An 18,217-nucleotide genomic window follows, 5' to 3' on the forward strand; every position below is an offset into this window, starting at 1 on the left:
ACTACGGGTTAACCCGAAATTTCGACCCGCTAGTGTCGCTCAACGGTCCCCAAAAAGCAAGCGTCTGCACAAAGATTGGGCAGACGCTGAAGGGCTTTGCAGGGATTTTAAGTTAGCGCTTGCTATTCTTTTAAGGCTTACCGCAGGGCGTTGGCATCGGCCACGGTGAGGGCTGTCATGTTCACAATACGACGCACGGTGGCACTGGGTGTCAGGATATGAACCGGCTTGGCAGCGCCCAGCAGCACGGGGCCGATGGCAATGCCGCCACCTGCTGCGGTCTTGAGCAGGTTGTAGGCAATGTTGGCGGCGTCGATGTTGGGGAACACCAGCAAGTTGGCGTCGCCGGTCAGCTCGCTGCTGGGCATGAGCGCCGAGCGGGCCTTGCCGTCCAGCGCCACGTCGCCATGCATTTCACCGTCCACTTCCAGCCAGGGGGCCTGCTGGCGCAGCAGTTCCAGCGTCCGGCGCATCTTCACAGCGCTGGGGCTGTTGCTGGTGCCGAAGTTGGAGTGCGACAGCAGCGCCGCCTTGGGCTTGATGCCAAAGCGCATCATTTCCTCGGCGGCCAGGGCGGTGATCTCGGCCAGCTCCTGTGGCGTGGGGTCGTAGTTGACGTGCGTGTCCACCAGGAACACCTGGCGGCCTGGCAGCATCAGTCCGTTCATGCAGGCGTACACCGGCACATCCTGCTCGGTGCTGTCGGCGCCGCCTGCATGCTTGCCGATGACCTGGTCGATGTACATCAGGTGGTTGGCGGTGGTGCCCCAAGTACCGCAGATCAGGCCGTCCACTTCGCCCTTGTGCAGCATCATCGAACCGATGAGCGTGAGGCGGCGGCGCATCTCGATCTTGGCAACCTGCTGGGTGATGCCCTTGCGCTCGGTCATGCGGTGGTAGGTCTGCCAGAAGTCGCGGTAGCGGTGGTCGAAGTCGGTGTTGACCACGTCGTAGTCCACGCCTTCCTTCAGGCGCAGGCCAAACTTTTCGATGCGCTGGGCGATGATGGCGGGGCGGCCGATCAGTGTGGGGCGCGCCACCTTTTCGTCCACCACGATCTGCGCAGCACGCAGCACGCGTTCTTCTTCGCCCTCGGCATAGGCCACCCGCTTCTTGGCGGCATTGCGGGCCGCGTCGAAGATGGGCTTCATCGTCGTGCCCGAGGCATACACAAAGGTCTGCAGCCGGTCGCGGTACGCGTCCATGTCGGCGATGGGGCGCTGTGCCACGCCGCTGTCCATGGCGGCCTGGGCCACGGCGGGCGCGATTTTCATCATCAGGCGCGGGTCGAACGGCTTGGGAATCAGGTACTCGGGCCCGAAGGTCAGCTTCTCGCCCACGTAGGCGGCGGCCACCACCTCGCTTTGTTCGGCCTGTGCCAGCTCGGCAATCGCGTGCACCGCGGCAATCTCCATCTCATCGGTGATGGTGGTGGCACCGCAGTCCAGTGCTCCACGGAAGATGTACGGGAAGCACAGGACGTTGTTCACCTGGTTCGGATAGTCCGAGCGGCCCGTGGCCATGATGATGTCGTTGCGCACGCTGTGCGCCAGCTCGGGCGTGATCTCGGGATTGGGGTTGGCCAGCGCGAAGATCACCGGGCGCTCGGCCATGGTGGCCACCGTCTCGGGCTTGAGCACGTTGCCGGCCGACAGGCCCAGGAACACGTCCGCCCCCACCATCACCTCGGCCAGCTTGCGCGCGTCGGTCTTCTGCATGAACTGGCGCTTGTCGTCGTCCATCAGCTCTTCGCGGCCTTCATACACCACACCAGCCAGGTCGGTGACGAACACGTTCTTGCGCTGCACGCCCACCTTGAGCAGCAGGTTCAGGCAGGCCAGGGCCGCCGCACCCGCGCCGCTGGTGACCAGCTTCACGTCTTCGATCTTCTTGTTGGCGACCTTGAGCGCATTCACGACGGCAGCCGCCACCGTGATCGCCGTACCGTGCTGGTCGTCGTGGAAGACCGGGATCTTCATGCGCTTGCGCAGCTCGCGTTCCACATAGAAGCAGTCGGGAGCCTTGATGTCTTCGAGGTTCACGGCGCCAAAGGTCGGCTCCAGTGCCGCAATCACCTCCACCAGCTTGGCGGGGTCCTTCTCGTCGATCTCGATGTCGAACACGTCCACGCCCGCGAACTTCTTGAACAGGACGGCCTTGCCTTCCATCACTGGCTTGGAGGCCAGCGCACCAATGTCGCCCAGGCCCAGCACGGCCGTGCCGTTGCTGATCACGGCGACCAGGTTGCCGCGCGAGGTGTAGCGGAAGGCGTTGGCCGGGTCCTTGACGATCTCTTCGCAGGGCGCGGCCACGCCGGGCGAGTAGGCCAGCGCGAGATCGTGCTGGTTGATCATCTGCTTGGTCGCGGCAATCGCCAGCTTGCCGGGCTTGGGAAACTCGTGGTACTCGAGAGCGGCACGGCGCAACTGGGCACGCTTGTCGGAATCGTTGTTGTTCTGGGCCGTGGTGTTCTCGGGCATTCAGTGTCTCCAACTCAGGGGTGAGGGGCCAAAACCGTACTCCAGCGGGTCTGCAGCAGGCTGTCAGCTTTGTAAGGGTCAGCGATTGTAGGGGGATGTGCGTAAAAACCCTAGTAAGCGAATCTGCTTACAGAGGGGCTGTTTGCCCATTGATTGTGTCGTGCGGGCAGGGTTTTGAGACCTCCGTATCCATGCACAAAAGCTATGAAGTGTTTTGCTTTTTGAGGGGTAAGACCTCGGCATCCGAAAACGGGTCGCTTCATGGGCTCTTCTTGCGCCAAAAGACGGCATGCCACGACAGCCATGCGCATTTGCATGGCTCACCTTCAAACCCCCTGGCACGGCACAGAACGAAAAAAGGCCCCGTGTGGGGCCTTTTCGTCGAAAAGTGGACGCTGGTGCTTCAGCGGCTGCTCGGGAAGCTGAACACCGCCCCCTCGCGCACGCCCGCCGAGGGCCAGCGCTGCGTGATGGTCTTGCGCTTGGTGTAGAAGCGCACGGCGTCGGGACCGTAGGCGTGCAGGTCGCCGAACAGGCTGCGCTTCCAGCCGCCGAACGAGTGGTAGGCAACCGGCACGGGCAGGGGCACGTTCACGCCCACCATGCCGACCTGGATGTGGTCGGTGAAGTAGCGGGCGGCCTCGCCGTCGCGCGTGAAGATGCAGGTGCCGTTGCCGTATTCGTGGTCGTTGATGAGCTGCATGGCTTCCTGCAGCGTCTTCACGCGTACCACGCCCAGCACGGGGCCGAAGATTTCTTCCTGGTAGATCTTCATGCCGGGCTTGACGTTGTCAAACAGGCAGGCGCCCAGGAAATAGCCGTTCTCGTGGCCTGCCGCCACCTTCACGCCACGGCCGTCCACCACCAGCGTGGCGCCTTCGGCCACGCCGCTGTCCACATAGGCCTTCACCTTCTCGAAGTGGGGCTTGGTGACGAGCGGGCCCATGTCGTTGCTGTTGTCGGTGCCGGGGCCGACCTTCATCTTGGCGATCTCGGTCTTCAGGCCCGCGATCACGGCGTCACCCACTTCGTCGCCAACGGCGACCAGCAGAGGGATGGCCATGCAGCGCTCGCCACACGAGCCGTAGGCCGCGCCCATCAGCGCGCTCACGGCGTTGCCTACGTCGGCGTCGGGCATCAGCACGGCGTGGTTCTTGGCGCCGCCCAGGGCCTGCACGCGCTTGCCGTGCTTGCAACCTTCGCTGTAGATGTATTCGGCAATGGGGGTGGAGCCCACAAAGCTCACGGCCTTCACGCGCGGGTCTTGCAGCAGCGTGTCCACGGCCAGCTTGTCGCCGTTGACGACGTTCAGCACGCCGGGCGGCAGGCCCGCTTCCAACGCGAGCTGGGCGATGAACAGCGTGGAGGAGGGATCGCGCTCCGATGGCTTGAGCACAAAGGTGTTGCCGCAGGCCACGGCCATGGGCCACATCCACAGCGGCACCATGGCCGGGAAGTTGAAGGGCGTGATGCCAGCGGTGACGCCCAGCGCCTGGAACTCGGACCATGAGTCGATGCTGGGGCCCACGTTGCGGCTGTGCTCGCCCTTGAGCAGTTCGGGCGCGTAGCTCGCGTATTCGACGTTTTCAATGCCGCGCTGCAGCTCGCCGTGCGCGTCGGCCAGCACCTTGCCGTGTTCGGCGGTGATCAGGGCGGCGATCTTGTCGGCGTTTTCTTCCAGCAGCACTTTCAGCTTGCTCATCACGCGCGCACGCTTGAGCGGCGGCGTGTTGCGCCAGGCCGGAAACGCGGCCTCGGCCGAGGCAATGGCCGCCTCGACCGTGGCCTGGCTTGCCAGGGCCACGCTGGTGGTGGACAGGCCGGTGGCGGGGTCAAACACGGGCTGCGTACGGGCGGTGTCGGCGACGATCTGGCCGTCGATCAGGTGGCCGATGGTAGTGGTGACGTTTTTGTCGTGGTTCATGGTGATTCCAAGTAAAAAGCGCCACAAGCGCTAGTGAAACATGCGCTGATAGCTATCAAATTTATAGTATTCAAGCCGCAGCAGCCTGGGGCTCCAGCGCGGGCAGCACATGCCCCAAGGCGCGGTCGATGAACTCCTGCTTCTCGCCCACCGGGGCAAAGTAGTGCAGCACTTCGCGCGCGGCGTCCAGCCCCTTGAGGCGGGCGATCAGCCACGCCACCAGGTACTGCGAGGCCAGGCACCCGCCCGCCGTGGCCACGTTGCCGTGGGCCGCAAACGCGCGCGGCACCACGTCCACGCCCGACTCCATCACCCACGGCTTGCTGGTCAGGTCCGTGCAGGCGGGCGTGCCGCTCAGCAGGCCCAGGCGGCTGAGCAAAAAGGTGCCAGAGCACTGCGCCGCCAGCAACTGGCGGGCGGGGTTCAGCACCCTTAGCTGTTCCATCAGCGCTGGGGTGTTGGCCACCTCACGCGTCTTCATGCCGCTGCCCACCAGCACTGCGTCGGCCTCAGCCAGCTGGCTCAGGTCTTCGTGCGCATCGATGGTCAGCCCGTTCATGGACGTGATGCGGGGCGCGGGACTCGCAATGCGCACCTGCCAGTCCTTGTCGCCCAGCAGGGCGATGCGATTGAGCATGCCAAACGCCACCAGCGAATCCAGGTCGTTGAAGGCATCGAAGGTGAGGATGGAAATGCGCATGGAAGGGCGGGCTGGCTGGCGAAGGAAGCTCAGGCGGTTTCTTGCAGGGCGTCGCCCAGGGCGCTGATCAGGCGGTCGATTTCGGCCTGGGTGCTGATGAAGGGCGGTGCCAGCTGGATGGTGTCGCCACCGTAGCGCACGTAAAAGCCCTTCTTCCAGCAGTTCATGGCGATCTCGTAAGGGCGGCGGGCAGGCTCGCCGGGCAGCGCCGCAATGGTGAAGCCAGCGGCCAGGCCAAAGTTGCGGATGTCGGCCACATGTTTGGCGCCCTTGAGGCTGTGCACCGCCTGCTCAAAGTACGGGGCCAGCGCCTTCACGCGGCCGATCATGTCTTCGTTTTGCAGGATGTCGAGCGCCGCAATGCCCGCCGCGCAGGCCACGGGGTGGGCCGAGTAGGTGTAGCCGTGCGGGAATTCGAGCATGTACTCGGGGCCGCCCGCGGCCATGAAGGTGTCGTAGATTTCCTTGGTAGCCACCACGCCGCCCAGCGGCTGCGCGCCGTTGGTGACCTGCTTCGCAAAGTTCAGGATGTCGGGCGTCACGCCGAAGGCTTCGGCACCCGTCCAGGCGCCGCTGCGGCCAAAACCGCTGATCACTTCGTCAAAAATCAGCAAGATGTTGTTTTGGGTGCAGATCTCGCGCAGGCGCTGCAGGTAGCCCACGGGTGGGATCACCACACCGGCCGAGCCCGAGAAGGGCTCAACGATGACGGCGGCGATGTTGCTCGCATCGTGCAGCGCAATCACTTCGAGCAAACGGTCGGCCAGCTCCTTGCCCGTGGGCGGCATGCCCTTGTGGAACGAGCCCGCGGGTGGCTGGGTGTGGGGCAGGTGGTCGGCTTCCACGCCTTGGCCAAACAGCTTGCGGTTGGCCACGATGCCGCCCACCGAGATGCCGCCAAAGTTCACGCCGTGGTAGCCCTTTTCGCGGCCGATGAGGCGCGTCTTGGTGCCCTGGCCCTTGGCGCGCCAGTAGGCGCGGGCCATCTTCAGAGACGTGTCGGCCGACTCGGAGCCCGAACCGGTGAAGAACACATAGTCCAGCCCAGCAGGCGTCAGTTCCTTCACGCGGTTGGCCAGCTCGAACGACAGCGGGTGGCCAAACTGGAAAGCGGGTGCGTAGTCCAGCTTCATTGCCTGCTTGCCGATGGCTTCAGCGATCTCGCGGCGGCCGTGGCCCAACCCGGAGCACCACAGGCCCGACAGGCCGTCAAAAATCTTGCGGCCTTCGCTGTCGGTGAAATAGGCGCCGCTGGCCTCCACGATCATGCGCGGGTTGGCCTTGAACTGGCGGTTGGCCGTATAGGGCATCCAGTGCGCGTCCAGCCACTCGGCGTCCATGCGGGGGCCTTCGGCACCAGCGGCGGGTTTTTCGATGTTGACGAAGCTCATGGGGTTCTCCAGTGCAAAGGCGGCGACAAAAAGCGGACGGCCCCAGCGGCCTGAGGCTTGACGTAGGGCATTGTTGCGCCGCCTGTTAATCTCTCAAATAATCCAATATCAATGTTTACTTGACGATTTATGCAAGTAAAAGACCCGGTTCCATCCCCCCAAGCTTCAGTGCCCGCAGTACCGGGCAAACACCGCGCCGTACTGGGCCAGCTCAGCGACATGGACCTGCGCCTGCTGCAGGTGTTCAAGAGCGTGGTGGAGTGCGGCGGCATGTCGGCCGCCGAGCTGGAGCTGAACATCGGCACCAGCACCGTCAGCCGCCACATCAAGGACCTGGAAGCCCGCCTGGGCCTCACGCTGTGCCGCCGGGGACGGGCGGGGTTTGCGCTGACGGCCGAGGGGCAGCGGGTGTATGACGAAACCCTGCGCCTGCTGGCCTCGGTGCGCAGCTTTCGCGACAGCGTGGACGACATCCACTCGCGCATGGGCGGGCAGCTGGCCGTGGCGGTGTTCGACAAAACCGCCAGCAACCCGGCCGCCCGCATTGGCGAGGCGATTGCCGCCTTCACCGCCCAGGCCCCCGATGTGCAACTGCAACTGCATGTGGGCTCCATCAACGCCATCGAGCGCGGTGTGATCGATGGCAGCTACCAGGTGGGCATCATCCCCGCGCACCGCAGCTCGCAAAGCCTGGCCTACGCCGACCTGTTTGGCGAGACCATGCTGCTGTACTGCGGCGCGGGCCACCCGCTGTTTGGGGCGTCATCGCCTCCGGCCGACTGGCATGCCGTGCGCGGATACCAGTTTGCGGGGCTGGGCTACCACTCGCCCAATATGGAGTTGAGCCACCAGGCCCGGCTGCAGCGCGCGGCCACGGGTTTTGACCAGGAGTCCATTGCCACGCTGATCCTGTCGGGCCGCTTTCTCGGGTTCTTGCCCGACCACTATGCCGAGGCCTTCGAGCGCCAGGGCCGCATGCAGGCCGTGAACCCGTCGCTGTTCCACTACCACTGCCAGTTTGTGAGCCTGATGCGCCGCTCCCCCGCCCCCGCCCGCGCGGCGCAGGCGTTTGCGCAATGCCTGGAGGATGCGCACCGGCCCGGTCGCTGACAGGGGTATTGCGGGGCTGAGGCTTGCCAGCGGCCGTGGCGCGGCGGACAATTCACCTTCTTTGCAACATTGTGTGACATCGGGAGCAGCGCCCATGGCCAGCATTTCCTCCATCGGCAGTTCAGGCCTTCAGGCCGCCCAGTTGCGGCTGGACGCGTCGGCCAACAACGTGGCCAACATGAACACCCCCGGCTACCGCCGCGAGGTGGTTGCACAAGAGGAAGTGGCCGAAAGCGCCGGCGTGCGAGCCACCGTGCAGCGCGAACAGGACGCCAAGGGCGTGGCGCTGGAGCAAGAGGCGGTGGAGCAGATGTCGGCCACTTACGCGTTCAAGGCGAATCTGCAGACCATCAAGACGCAGGACGAAATGATGGGCTCCTTGCTGGATGTGAAAGCCTGAGCGCTGCCCATTGCGCGCCTGTTTGTGTTCCCACCCCCATGCCCCGCTGGTCGGGGCATGTTCGTTTCTGGCGCAGGCAGAGAGGACTGCCCGTTATCAGTCGGTATCGGCCAGCCCCGCCAGGCGCTGGACCAGCCAGCGTTGAAAGGCCAAGCCCGTGGCGGTGCGGCTGCGCAGTGGAATGGCGTACATGGCGGTGCTCCTTGTCGTGAGTTTGTTCAGGCGCCCTGGATGGCGGGATGGCTGTGGGGCGATGCAGTAGCGCTTTGGCGTGCAGCGCGCCGGCCAGCCCGGTCCCACGCCTTTTCATGGAAGAAGAAGGCCACCGCCTGCACCGTGGGCTCCAGCAGGCTCAGGGTGAGCGAGGCCCACAGGTTGCCGGTGACGGCATAGGCCACCAGGGCGGCCACGCAGATGTGGATGAGGTAGTAGCTGCCCGTCTTCATCAGCATGGTTTGGTTCTGCCGGGCAACGCGGCGGATGAGGGACATGGCGGACTCCTTGGTTCAACAGAGCCTGCAGCGGTGCAGCAGGGATGGTTGAATGGTAGTGATTCGCAATAGCGAAAGCCAATTGATCGTCGCTAAGGCGCAGATAGCCGCTATCCAATGACGCCTTGCGAAGCGCCACAGCGCCTATCCCAAACAGACAGGTTCTGCGCGTGAACTAGTTCACGTTCCGCCACTGAAAAAAGCCGCTGCCACCAAAGCCCCCGTTGCTATGATGGCCGCTCTTTTCAACCCCCTCTTTTGCTTTGGGAGCACACATGGCCCTCATGGACTTCATCAAGAAACAGTTCATTGACATCATTCAGTGGACCGAAGAGGGGGACGGCACGCTGGCCTGGCGCTTCCCCATGCGCGACATGGAAATCCAGAACGGCGGCACGCTGGTGGTGCGCGAGTCGCAGATGGCCATCTTCGTGAACGAAGGCCAAGTGGCCGACGTGTTTGGCCCCGGCACCTACAAGCTCACCACGCAGACGCTGCCGGTGCTCACGTACCTGAAGAACTGGGACAAGCTCTTTGAGTCCCCCTTCAAGAGCGATGTGTACTTCTTCAGCACACGCCAGCAGATCGACCAGAAGTGGGGCACACCCCAGCCCATCACGATCCGCGACAAGGACTTTGGCGCCGTGCGCCTGCGCGCGTTCGGTAACTACGCCTTCCGTATCGCCGACCCCAAGCTGTTCCACACCGAAATCTCGGGCACGCGCGAGTCCTACCCCGTGGCCGACCTGGAAGGCCAGCTGCGTGGCCTGGTGTTGCAGAACATCAGCAACGCCATTGCCGGTAGCGGCCTGCCGTTCCTGGACCTGGCGGCCAACCAGGTCATGTTTGCCGATGCGCTGACCAAGGAGCTGGCGCCCATCTTCGCCAAACTGGGCATCTTGATTGAGTCCCTCACGGTGCAGAACGTCTCGCTGCCCGAAGAGCTGCAGAAGATCCTCGACCAGAAGATCGGCATGGGCATGGTTGGCAACGACATGGCCAAATTCATGCAGTACCAGACGGCGCAGGCCATACCCAAATTTGCCGAGGGCGCGGGCAACGGTGGCGGAGTGGCGGGGGACGCCATGGGTCTGGGCGCGGGTGTGGCGCTGGGCCAGGTGCTCGCGCAGAACCTGCAGCAGGGCCTGCAAGGCGGCGGCGCAGCTGCCCAGGCAGCGCCCGCAGCGGCGGCCGCTGCAGTGGGCGTCAAGCCTGAAGACGTGATGGCCACGCTGGAGAAGCTGGGCGAGCTCAAGTCCAAGGGCATCCTCACGCAGGAAGAGTTCGACGCCAAGAAGGCCGAACTGCTCAAGAAGCTCGTCTGATCGATCGGATCGATTGCTATCATAAAAATAGCTGCTTGCGCTGGAGGGATAGGCGCTAGAGGCCAATAGGGCTTCAAAGCCGTTTAGCGCGGCGCGGGCAGAACACTCCACACGATGGCCACCGACCCCACCCAGCGCTATTACCGCGCGCCCTGCCCCGGCTGTGGCGCGCCGGTGGAGTTCAAGAGCGCGCAGTCCACCCATGCCGTCTGCGGCTACTGCCAGAGCACCGTCGTGCGCAGTGGCGACGTGCTCACGCGCCTGGGCAAGATGGCCGAACTGTTCGACGACCACAGCCCGCTGCAGCTCATGGCCAGCGGGCGCATCCAGCTCGACGGCAAGGACGTTCCCTTCACCCTCATCGGCCGCCTGCAATACAAGGGCGACGCGGGCGTGTGGACCGAATGGGCGGCCTTTCTGAATGACGGCACGCTGGCCACGCTGGGCGAAGACAACGGTACCTATGTCTTCACCCGGCCCATCGACCCGGGCCGCGAGATGCCTGCGCCCGAGCGCTTTCGCATCGGCACCACCACGGCCATCAACGGCAAACCCTACAGCGTGGCCTACACCGGCCAGGCACAGCTGATCTCGGCCCAGGGCGAGCTGCCCAAACTACCGCCGCTGGGCCAGCCCTTTGGCATGGTCGAGCTGCGCAGCGCCGACGGCGAAGTGGTCAGCATCGACTACGGCCACACCCCGCCCAATGTCGAGCGTGGCAAGGCAGTGCTCCTGGAAGACCTGCAGCTGCAGGGTCTGAAGGACGAATCGGCCAAGGACGAAAAAGGCCGCCAGTTCAACTGCCCGCACTGCGGTGCGCCGGTGCAGGTACAGCTGTCCACCTCCAAGAGCATCACCTGCGGCTCGTGCGCCAGCATCATCAGCCTGGACAGTGGTGTGGGCGGAGAGTTGCGCTCGGCGGAGCAGGACGAGCCCGTCCAGCCCCTGATCCCGCTGGGCAGCAAGGGGCAGCTGCAGGGCGTGCACTGGCAGGTGGTGGGCTTTCAGCACCGCATGGGCGTGGAGCCCGGCGATGACGAGCACTTTGGCTGGAGCGAATACCTGCTCTACAACCAGAAGCGTGGCTTCGCGTTCCTGGTCGATTCCGAAGAAGGCTGGAGCATGGTGCGCCCCACCACCGGCGCGCCGCAGATGGCGGCCACGGGCCGCTCCGCCACGTACATGGGCACCAAGTACGACCTCAAGTACACCTACGAGGCCGAAACGACCTACGTGCTGGGCGAGTTCTACTGGCAGGTCACGCGCGGCCAGAAGACCACCAACCGCGACTTTGCGAGCGCCAAGGGCCTGCTGTCGATGGAGCAGAGCCCGAACGAGATCACCTGGTCTGCGGGGGACAAGCTGTCCAGCGACACGGTGGCCAAGGCGTTCAAGCTGGACGACAAGAAAGATGTCCTGAAGCGCGACGACCCTGGCCCGTTCGTGGCCAAATCCGGCCTGGGCTGCGGCACCATCATCATCATCGCCGTGGTGATCCTGATCCTGCTCATCTTGCTGAGCCGTTGCTCCAGCTGCGATCCCCGGGTCGAAAACTGTTCCTCGTCCTCCAGCTACCGCAGTTCGGGGGGCTCGTACGGCGGATATTCGTCGGGCGGCAGCCACAAGTAACCTCGCAACAACCCGAATTTCACCGGAGAACAGCATGACCAAATTCGAATGGCTTCACCCCCTGTCCATCGGCGGCACGCTGCTGTATGCCCTGATGGGCATCATCATCTTCTGGGCGGCCTTCATCATCATCGACAAGATCACGCCCTACGACCTGTGGCGCGAAATTGTGGAAAAGCAAAACAAGGCCCTCGGCATGGTGGTGGCGGCGATGTGCCTGGGCATCAGCATCATCGTGGCGGCCGCCATTCATTGACGCGCCTGTTTGCCTCCATTGCCTGAATGAACGTAGCAGCGCACCCCGCAGGGTGCGCTGACAGCCGCCTTGTCGCCTCCCACCTTGTCCCCTACCGAGCCAGCGCCCGCGGCGCTGCCCCGATCCCCCGGCCCACGCCCCATCGACATCGCGCTGCTCATCAGCGTGTTCGTCGTGGCTGCCTGCGGCCTTTTGTACGAGCTGGCGGCGGGGGCGCTGGCGTCCTATGTCCTGGGCGACTCGGTGCTGCAGTTCAGCACCATCATCGGCACCTACCTGTTTGCCATGGGCCTGGGCTCGTGGCTGTCGCGCTACTTTGAGCGGCAGCTGCCCGCGCACTTCCTGCGCATCGAGCTGCTGGTGGCGCTGATCGGCGGCGCGCTGCCCGCCACGCTGTTCCTCGCCAATGCGTATGCACCGGGCGCGTTCCGGTTTCTGCTGTATGGCATGGTGCTGATGGTGGGCACGCTGGTGGGGTTGGAGATTCCGCTGGTCATGCGCATCCTCAAACGCAACGTGGTGCTCAAGGATCTGGTCTCGCAGGTGCTCACGTTCGACTACCTGGGCGCGCTGGCGGTGTCGCTGGCGTTTCCGCTGCTGCTGGTGCCGCACCTGGGGCTCATCCGCACCGGGCTGCTGTTCGGGCTGATGAATGCCGCCGTGGCGCTGTGGGCGGTGTGGCTGTTCCGGCATGAACTGCGGCGCCTCCAAGCCCATTTGTTCGCCTGCCTGATGGTGGTGGGCCTGTTGCTGGCGGGACTGGCGGGGTCTGAGCAGATCACGAGCTTTGCCGAAGACAAGTTCTACCAGGACCGCATCATCTTCACCACGGCCACGCCCTACCAGCGCATTGTGGTCACGCAGGGCCGCTATGGCCACCGGCTGTACCTCAACGGCAACCTGCAATTCTCCGAGTCCGACGAATACCGCTACCACGAGGCCCTGGTGCACCCCGCCATGGCGGCCCACGGGGCGCCCAAGCGTGTGGCGGTGCTGGGCGGCGGCGATGGCATGGCGGTGCGCGAGATCCTCAAGTACCCCTCGGTCGAGTCCGTCACCCTGGTCGAACTGGACCCGGCCATGACGCGCATCTTCAGCGAGAACCCCACGCTGGCAAAGCTCAACGGCCACGCGCTGCAAAACCCCAAGGTGACCATCGTCAACACCGATGCCTTCGGGTGGCTGCAGCAGGGGACGGACCTTTTTGACGTGATCGTGGTGGACTTCCCCGATCCCACCAACTTCTCCATCGGCAAGCTTTACACCAACAGCTTTTATGCGTTGCTGGACAAGCGGCTGGCGGCCAGTGGCTACGCCGTGGTGCAGACCACCTCGCCGCTGGTGGCGCGCCAGAGCTTCTGGACGGTGGTGCAGACCATCGAATCCGTGGGCCTCTCGACAGCGCCCTACCACGCCCATGTGCCCAGCTTTGGCGAATGGGGCTACGTCATCGCCAGCCGCAGGCCGTGGCGCCTGCCCGACGCCCTGCCCCCCGGGCTCCGGTTCCTGAGCGCCCCGTCGCTGCCGCTGCTGTTCGACTTTCCACTTGACATGGAGCGGGTGCCGGCCGACGTGAACCGCCTGTCCAACCAGGCGCTGGTGCACAGCTACGAGCGCGAATGGGGCAAGGTGGTGGCGCATTGAGTCGCCGGTGGACTGGGCTCCAACAGCCATTCGCCGAGCAATTTGCAGGGGTTCTGCCCGCTGGCATGGGCAGCACAATCGGCTACAAAGCTGTCAAGACCTGATCGCCGTGGGCGCCCCCGATGCTGGACCTTTTTTTCCTTTCTGACGCACAGCCCTATCCGCTGCTTTGGGCGCAGCACGATCCCTGGCTGGTGACGCTGTCGGTGGGCATGGCGGTGCTGGCCTCCGTGCTGGCGCTGCAGATGGCGGGCCTGGCCCGGCGCGCCGACACCCGGTTCATGCGCCAGATGGCGCGGGGGTCCGGGGCGATGGCGCTGGGCGGCGGCATCTGGTCCATGCACTTCATCGGCATGCTGGCCTTCACGGTGTGCGCGCGGGGCCAGTTTGATGCGTGGACCACCGTGCTGTCCCTGCTGCCCAGCGTGGGCGCGTCGTGGGTGGCGCTGGGCTTGCTGATGCGCCGCGAGATCAGCCGCACCGCCCTGGTGGTGGGCGGGGTGCTGGTGGGCGCCGGCATTGGCGCCATGCACTACATCGGCATGGCGGCGTCGCAGTGGGCGCCGGTCATGCGCTACGACCCCTGGGGGTTTGCCGCCTCGGTGCTGGTGGCCGTATTGCTGGCCATCGTGGCCCTGTGGGTGCGGTTTGGGCTGGAGCGCGTGGTGCGTTGGCGCGCCCGGTGGCTCAATGCGGTGGCCGGTGTGGTCATGGGGCTGGCGATTGCGGGCATGCACTACACCGGCATGGCGGCCTTGCGTTTCATTGACGCCCCCAACGAGCTGGAACTGCTGACCGCGGCCGATGGCGCGCCCCTGGCACTGGCCGTTGCTGCAGTGGCGTCGGGTATCGGGCTGCTGGTGATCGCCATCAACGCTGGCTTGCGTTACCGGCAGATGTTCCTGCAGATGCGCCAGAGCGAGTCCCGCTTGCGCGCCATTGCCGACACGGCCGTGGACGGCATGGTGATGATCGATGCGCAGGGCCGCGTGCAGTCCTTCAACGCAGCGGCCGAGCGCATCCTGGGCTGGCGTCACGACGAAGTGGTGGGCCAGAACGTGTCCATGCTCATGCCCGAGCCCGACCGCTCGCGCCACGACACCTACCTGCAGCGCTACCTGCAAGGCCAGGGCGGTGGCGTGGTCGGCGCCAACAGCCGCGAGGTGCTGGCCCTGCGGCCCGACGGCAGCACCGTGCCCATCCGCATTGCCATAGGCCGTGTGCCGCTGGATGGCGCGCCGGTGTTCGTGGGCTTCATCAGCGACCTGACCCAGCGTCGCGCCATGGAGCAGGAGCTGCAGGCCAGCGAGCAGCGCCTGCGCTCGCTCATGGCCAACATTCCGGGCGTCACTTTCCGCTGCCGCCACGATGCCGACTGGACCATGCTGTTCGTCAGCGATGCGGTGACCGCACTCACGGGCTGGTTGCCGCAGGATTTTCTGGAAGGCCGTATCAACTTTACCCAGCTCACGCTGCCCGAAGAGGTGGACCGCCTGTGGGCGGAAGTCTCCGTGGCCATCCAGGAGCACCGACCCTACCACGTGGAGTTTGGCCTGCGGGACCGTGATGGGCGCCTGCGCTGGGTGTCGGAAAGCGGCCGCCCCGTGGTCGGCGATGACGGCCAGGTGCTGTGGATCGACGGCGTCATCATGGACATGACCGTCTTTCGCGAGCGCAACGCCGAGTTCGAGAGCACGGTGCGTGCCATCAACCGTGCGCTCTCGGTGGTGGAGTTCGACATGCAGGGCCATGTGCTCAACGCCAACGCCAACTTTCGAGAACTCATGGGCTACCGGCTGGAAGAGATCGTGGGCCAGCACCACCGCATGTTCTGCGAGCCCGCCTACGCGCAGACCGAGGCGTACGTGCAGTTCTGGGAGCAACTGCGAGCTGGCCAGCTTGATGGCGGTGAATATCAGCGACTGGGCAAGGACGGGCGGCGCATCTGGATCCAGGCCACCTACAACCCCATCTTCGACGCGCAAGGCCAGCCGTTCAAGGTCGTCAAGTTTGCGACCGACCTCACCCAGCGCCGTGCCATGGAGCAAGAGCTGCGCGCCGCCAAGGAGCGTGCCGAGCAGGCTGCAGCCGCGCGCAGCACCTTCCTGGCCAACATGAGCCACGAGATCCGCACGCCCATGAACGCCATCATCGGCTTCACCGAGGCCCTGCTCGACACCCCCATGGACCCGCAGCAGCGCCGCCACCTGGGCACGGTGCAGCATGCGGCGCGCTCCATGCTGCGCCTGCTCAATGACATCCTGGACACTGCCAAGCTGGAAAAAGGCGCGGTGGAACTGGAGATTGCGGACTTCTCGCTGCAAGAGGTGTGCGACCAGATCCTTGCCTCGCTGCGCATCCATGCGGGCAAGAAGGGGCTCGCGCTGCAGTGCCTGACGGACGACCGGGTGCCGCCCTACCTGCGGGGCGATGCGCTGCGCCTGCAGCAGGTGCTGCTCAACCTGCTGGGCAACGCGCTCAAGTTCACCGAGCGCGGCCATGTGCTGCTGCGGCTGGACTACCACGACGGCACGCTGGTGATGGAGGTGGAGGACACGGGCATCGGCATCGCGGCGCAGCACCTGGAGCGCATCTTCGACCCCTTTGCGCAGGCCGACGCATCCACCACCCGGCAGTTCGGCGGCACCGGCCTGGGCACCACCATCTCGCGCCAGCTGGTGGAGCTGATGGGTGGCAGCATCAGCGTGCGCAGCACCCTGGGTGTGGGCACCACGTTTACCGTGTGTGTACCTTTGCCGGTGGGCCAGGCGACGGCGGCAGTGGCCACCGTGAGCCATGCGGTGCAGTTGCCGCCGCTGCGCATGCTGGTGGTGGACGATGTGCCGGCCAACATCGAGCTGCTGCAGATCCACCTGGACCGGGGGCGCCACCAGGTGACCGTGGCGCGGGATGGCGAAAGCGCTGTCGCCGCCTACGAGGCCGGGCGCTTTGACGTGGTGCTGATGGATCTGCAGATGCCCGGCATGGACGGCCTGGAGGCCACGCGCCGCATCCGCGCGTTCGAGCAGGCGCAACGGCGCAAGCCGGTGCCGGTGATCGCCCTGTCGGCCAGCGTGCTGGAGCAGGACCGGCGCAACGCACGCGCTGCGGGCATGGACGGTTTTGCCAGCAAGCCGCTGGAGCCCGCCCGCCTGTTCCGCGAGATCGCCCGCGTGCTGCATCTGCAGCCCGACACCGCCACATCGGGGTGGAGCAGCCTGCAGACCTTGACGCGCGCCACCGACTTGCCACCGGTCCCCCACGCCACCATCGCCGCGGTGGACTGGGAGCGTGGCACCCGCCTCTGGGGCCAGCGTGCGCTGCTGCGCGATGCCGTGGCGCGCCTGCTGACCGACCATGCCGCCACCCCCGCCACCTTGCAGGCCCTGGTGGCGCAGCCCGACATGGACGCTGCCCGTGCGCTGGCCCACCGCCTGCGTGGTGCGGCAGGCAACCTGGCGCTGGGCCCGCTGCAAACGCTGGCGCAGCGCATCGAGGAAGCCGCCCACAGCCTGGACCGCACGGCTCTGCAGCCGCTGGTGGCCGCCCTGCCCGCCGCGTTGCAGGCCGTGGAGCAGGCCCTGGCCCACGAGGCCGAGGCCGCCGCAGCGCCCGCCCCCGGCGTGGGCCAGCACGCACCGCTGACCGCCGACCAACGCCAGCAGGCCCGGGACGCCGCGCAGGCGCTGCAGCAGGCCCTGGCACAGTCCGAGCTGGCCCAGCCGCCGCTGGACCTGCTGGTGCAGCTGCTGCCTGCAGACGCCACCGAGCGCCTGCAAGAGGCCATCGACCGCTTTGACTTTGACCAGGCCGGGGTGCAGTTGCAGCAGCTGCGCACGCACTGGCTGGACGAACCCCTGGAGAACCCCGCATGACACCGGCCCCTGACCAGCGGCCCCGCCTGTTGCTGGTGGACGACGAGCCCACCAACCTGCAGGTGCTGCGCCACGTCCTGCAGTCCGACTACCGCCTGCTGTTTGCCACCGATGGTGAACGTGCGCTGCAGGTGGCGCGCGAGCAGCGGCCCGATCTGGTGCTGCTCGACATCATGATGCCGAACCTGGACGGCTATGCCGTGTGCCGCGCGCTCAAGGCCGATGCCGCCACCGCCTCCATCCCGGTGATCTTCATCACCGCCCTCACCGACAGCCAGGACGAAACTGCCGGGTTTGACGCGGGCGCGGTGGACTACATCACCAAGCCCGTCAGCCCGCCCGTGGTGCGCGCGCGCGTGCGCACCCACCTGTCGCTGGTGCGCATGGACGAGCTGCGCGAAACCCGCCTGCAGATCGTGCAGCGCCTGGGCCGCGCGGCCGAGTACAAGGACAACGAAACCGGCATGCATGTGATCCGCATGAGCCACTTTGCCCAGCTGCTGGCCCTGGCTGCCGGCCACAGCCAGGCCTGGGCCGAAGACCTGCTCAACGCCGCGCCCATGCACGACGTGGGGAAGATCGGCATCCCCGACGCCGTGCTGCGCAAGCCCGGCCCGCTGAACGCCGATGAGTGGGACACCATGCGCCGCCACCCCGAGATCGGCGCCGAGATCATTGGCGAGCACCCGTCCGGCGTGCTGCAGCTGGCCCGTGAGATTGCGCTGGCCCACCACGAAAAGTGGGACGGCAGCGGCTACCCGCGCGGCCTGGCGGGCGAGGCCATCCCGGTGTCGGCGCGCATCGTGGCGGTGGCCGATGTGTTCGATGCGCTCACCACCCGCCGCCCCTACAAGGAACCCTGGCCCGTGCAGGATGCGCTCGACCACATTGCAGCGCAGGCCGGCAAACACTTCGACCCCGCTTTGGTGGCGCTGTTCGCCCCGCTGGTGCCGCAGCTGCTTGAGATTCGCGCCCGCTGGGCCGATTGAGGC

Annotated in this window: 13 protein-coding genes; 8 read left to right on the forward strand and 5 right to left on the reverse strand. The window is 65.7% G+C overall.

Going from position 1 to position 18,217, the window contains the following annotated elements:
- Positions 1-137: 137 nt before the first annotated feature.
- From ACTJKQ_RS20210 to ACTJKQ_RS20225, 4 genes are all read right to left on the reverse strand, one after another.
- Positions 138-2,480, reverse strand: a complete 2,343-nt coding sequence (locus ACTJKQ_RS20210) for an NADP-dependent malic enzyme (RefSeq protein WP_440597886.1) — start codon at positions 2,478-2,480, stop codon at positions 138-140.
- Between the two features lie 403 nt (positions 2,481-2,883).
- The gene (locus tag ACTJKQ_RS20215; RefSeq protein WP_146870521.1) at positions 2,884-4,404 is read right to left on the reverse strand and encodes a CoA-acylating methylmalonate-semialdehyde dehydrogenase; all 1,521 of its coding nucleotides are present in this window, start codon (positions 4,402-4,404) and stop codon (positions 2,884-2,886) included.
- A 70-nt stretch (positions 4,405-4,474) separates the two neighbouring features.
- Positions 4,475-5,104: a DJ-1/PfpI family protein gene (locus ACTJKQ_RS20220; RefSeq protein WP_440597887.1), complete on the reverse strand. Its 630-nt coding sequence runs from the start codon at positions 5,102-5,104 to the stop codon at positions 4,475-4,477.
- 29 nt (positions 5,105-5,133) lie between these two features.
- A complete protein-coding gene (locus ACTJKQ_RS20225) occupies positions 5,134-6,495 on the reverse strand; it encodes an aspartate aminotransferase family protein (RefSeq protein WP_440597888.1) in 1,362 nt (453 codons plus the stop codon).
- A 129-nt stretch (positions 6,496-6,624) separates the two neighbouring features.
- On the opposite strand from ACTJKQ_RS20225, the gene ACTJKQ_RS20230 reads away from it, so the two are divergent.
- Complete coding sequence (locus tag ACTJKQ_RS20230; RefSeq protein ID WP_099731720.1) at positions 6,625-7,605, forward strand: LysR family transcriptional regulator; 981 nt, start codon at positions 6,625-6,627, stop codon at positions 7,603-7,605.
- 94 nt (positions 7,606-7,699) lie between these two features.
- Positions 7,700-8,005: a flagellar basal body protein gene (locus ACTJKQ_RS20235; RefSeq protein WP_015016359.1), complete on the forward strand. Its 306-nt coding sequence runs from the start codon at positions 7,700-7,702 to the stop codon at positions 8,003-8,005.
- Positions 8,006-8,223: 218 nt separating this feature from the next.
- Here the strand turns inward: ACTJKQ_RS20235 and ACTJKQ_RS20240 are convergent, their stop codons facing one another.
- Entirely contained in the window at positions 8,224-8,496 is a 273-nt protein-coding gene (locus ACTJKQ_RS20240) for a DUF2061 domain-containing protein (RefSeq protein WP_440597889.1), read from the reverse strand.
- 275 nt (positions 8,497-8,771) lie between these two features.
- Between ACTJKQ_RS20240 and ACTJKQ_RS20245 the strand changes: the two genes are divergently transcribed.
- The 6 genes from ACTJKQ_RS20245 (at position 8,772) to ACTJKQ_RS20270 (ending at position 18,214) form a co-directional block, all read left to right on the forward strand.
- A complete protein-coding gene (locus ACTJKQ_RS20245) occupies positions 8,772-9,821 on the forward strand; it encodes an SPFH domain-containing protein (RefSeq protein ID WP_056056717.1) in 1,050 nt (349 codons plus the stop codon).
- Positions 9,822-9,935: 114 nt separating this feature from the next.
- On the forward strand, positions 9,936-11,450 hold the full coding sequence (locus ACTJKQ_RS20250; protein ID WP_440597890.1) for a DUF4178 domain-containing protein: 1,515 nt from the start codon (positions 9,936-9,938) through the stop codon (positions 11,448-11,450).
- A 34-nt stretch (positions 11,451-11,484) separates the two neighbouring features.
- Complete coding sequence (locus tag ACTJKQ_RS20255) at positions 11,485-11,706, forward strand: DUF350 domain-containing protein (RefSeq protein ID WP_044396181.1); 222 nt, start codon at positions 11,485-11,487, stop codon at positions 11,704-11,706.
- Positions 11,707-11,790: 84 nt separating this feature from the next.
- Entirely contained in the window at positions 11,791-13,350 is a 1,560-nt protein-coding gene (locus tag ACTJKQ_RS20260; protein WP_440597891.1) for a polyamine aminopropyltransferase, read from the forward strand.
- 122 nt (positions 13,351-13,472) lie between these two features.
- Positions 13,473-17,225 (forward strand): PAS domain S-box protein, encoded by a 3,753-nt coding sequence (locus tag ACTJKQ_RS20265; protein ID WP_440597892.1) that lies wholly within the window; start codon positions 13,473-13,475, stop codon positions 17,223-17,225.
- Positions 17,222-18,214 (forward strand): response regulator, encoded by a 993-nt coding sequence (locus tag ACTJKQ_RS20270; protein ID WP_440597893.1) that lies wholly within the window; start codon positions 17,222-17,224, stop codon positions 18,212-18,214. The genes ACTJKQ_RS20265 and ACTJKQ_RS20270 overlap by 4 nt, the downstream gene beginning before the upstream one ends.
- The last annotated feature ends 3 nt before the right edge of the window (positions 18,215-18,217 follow it).

The organism is Acidovorax sp. 22279, assembly GCF_052045435.1.
GTDB lineage: Bacteria > Pseudomonadota > Gammaproteobacteria > Burkholderiales > Burkholderiaceae_C > Acidovorax > Acidovorax delafieldii.

What these genes read in the sequence shown, in the direction of transcription:
- ACTJKQ_RS20210 (WP_440597886.1), bottom strand. Translation starts at nt 2,480, where the DNA reads ATGCCCGAGAACACCACGGCCCAGAACAACAACGATTCCGACAAGCGT.
- ACTJKQ_RS20245 (WP_056056717.1), top strand. Translation starts at nt 8,772, where the DNA reads ATGGCCCTCATGGACTTCATCAAGAAACAGTTCATTGACATCATTCAG.
- ACTJKQ_RS20240 (WP_440597889.1), bottom strand. Translation starts at nt 8,496, where the DNA reads ATGTCCCTCATCCGCCGCGTTGCCCGGCAGAACCAAACCATGCTGATG.
- ACTJKQ_RS20230 (WP_099731720.1), top strand. Translation starts at nt 6,625, where the DNA reads ATGCAAGTAAAAGACCCGGTTCCATCCCCCCAAGCTTCAGTGCCCGCA.
- ACTJKQ_RS20225 (WP_440597888.1), bottom strand. Translation starts at nt 6,495, where the DNA reads ATGAGCTTCGTCAACATCGAAAAACCCGCCGCTGGTGCCGAAGGCCCC.
- ACTJKQ_RS20270 (WP_440597893.1), top strand. Translation starts at nt 17,222, where the DNA reads ATGACACCGGCCCCTGACCAGCGGCCCCGCCTGTTGCTGGTGGACGAC.
- ACTJKQ_RS20235 (WP_015016359.1), top strand. Translation starts at nt 7,700, where the DNA reads ATGGCCAGCATTTCCTCCATCGGCAGTTCAGGCCTTCAGGCCGCCCAG.
- ACTJKQ_RS20265 (WP_440597892.1), top strand. Translation starts at nt 13,473, where the DNA reads ATGCTGGACCTTTTTTTCCTTTCTGACGCACAGCCCTATCCGCTGCTT.
- ACTJKQ_RS20250 (WP_440597890.1), top strand. Translation starts at nt 9,936, where the DNA reads ATGGCCACCGACCCCACCCAGCGCTATTACCGCGCGCCCTGCCCCGGC.
- ACTJKQ_RS20255 (WP_044396181.1), top strand. Translation starts at nt 11,485, where the DNA reads ATGACCAAATTCGAATGGCTTCACCCCCTGTCCATCGGCGGCACGCTG.
- ACTJKQ_RS20215 (WP_146870521.1), bottom strand. Translation starts at nt 4,404, where the DNA reads ATGAACCACGACAAAAACGTCACCACTACCATCGGCCACCTGATCGAC.
- ACTJKQ_RS20220 (WP_440597887.1), bottom strand. Translation starts at nt 5,104, where the DNA reads ATGCGCATTTCCATCCTCACCTTCGATGCCTTCAACGACCTGGATTCG.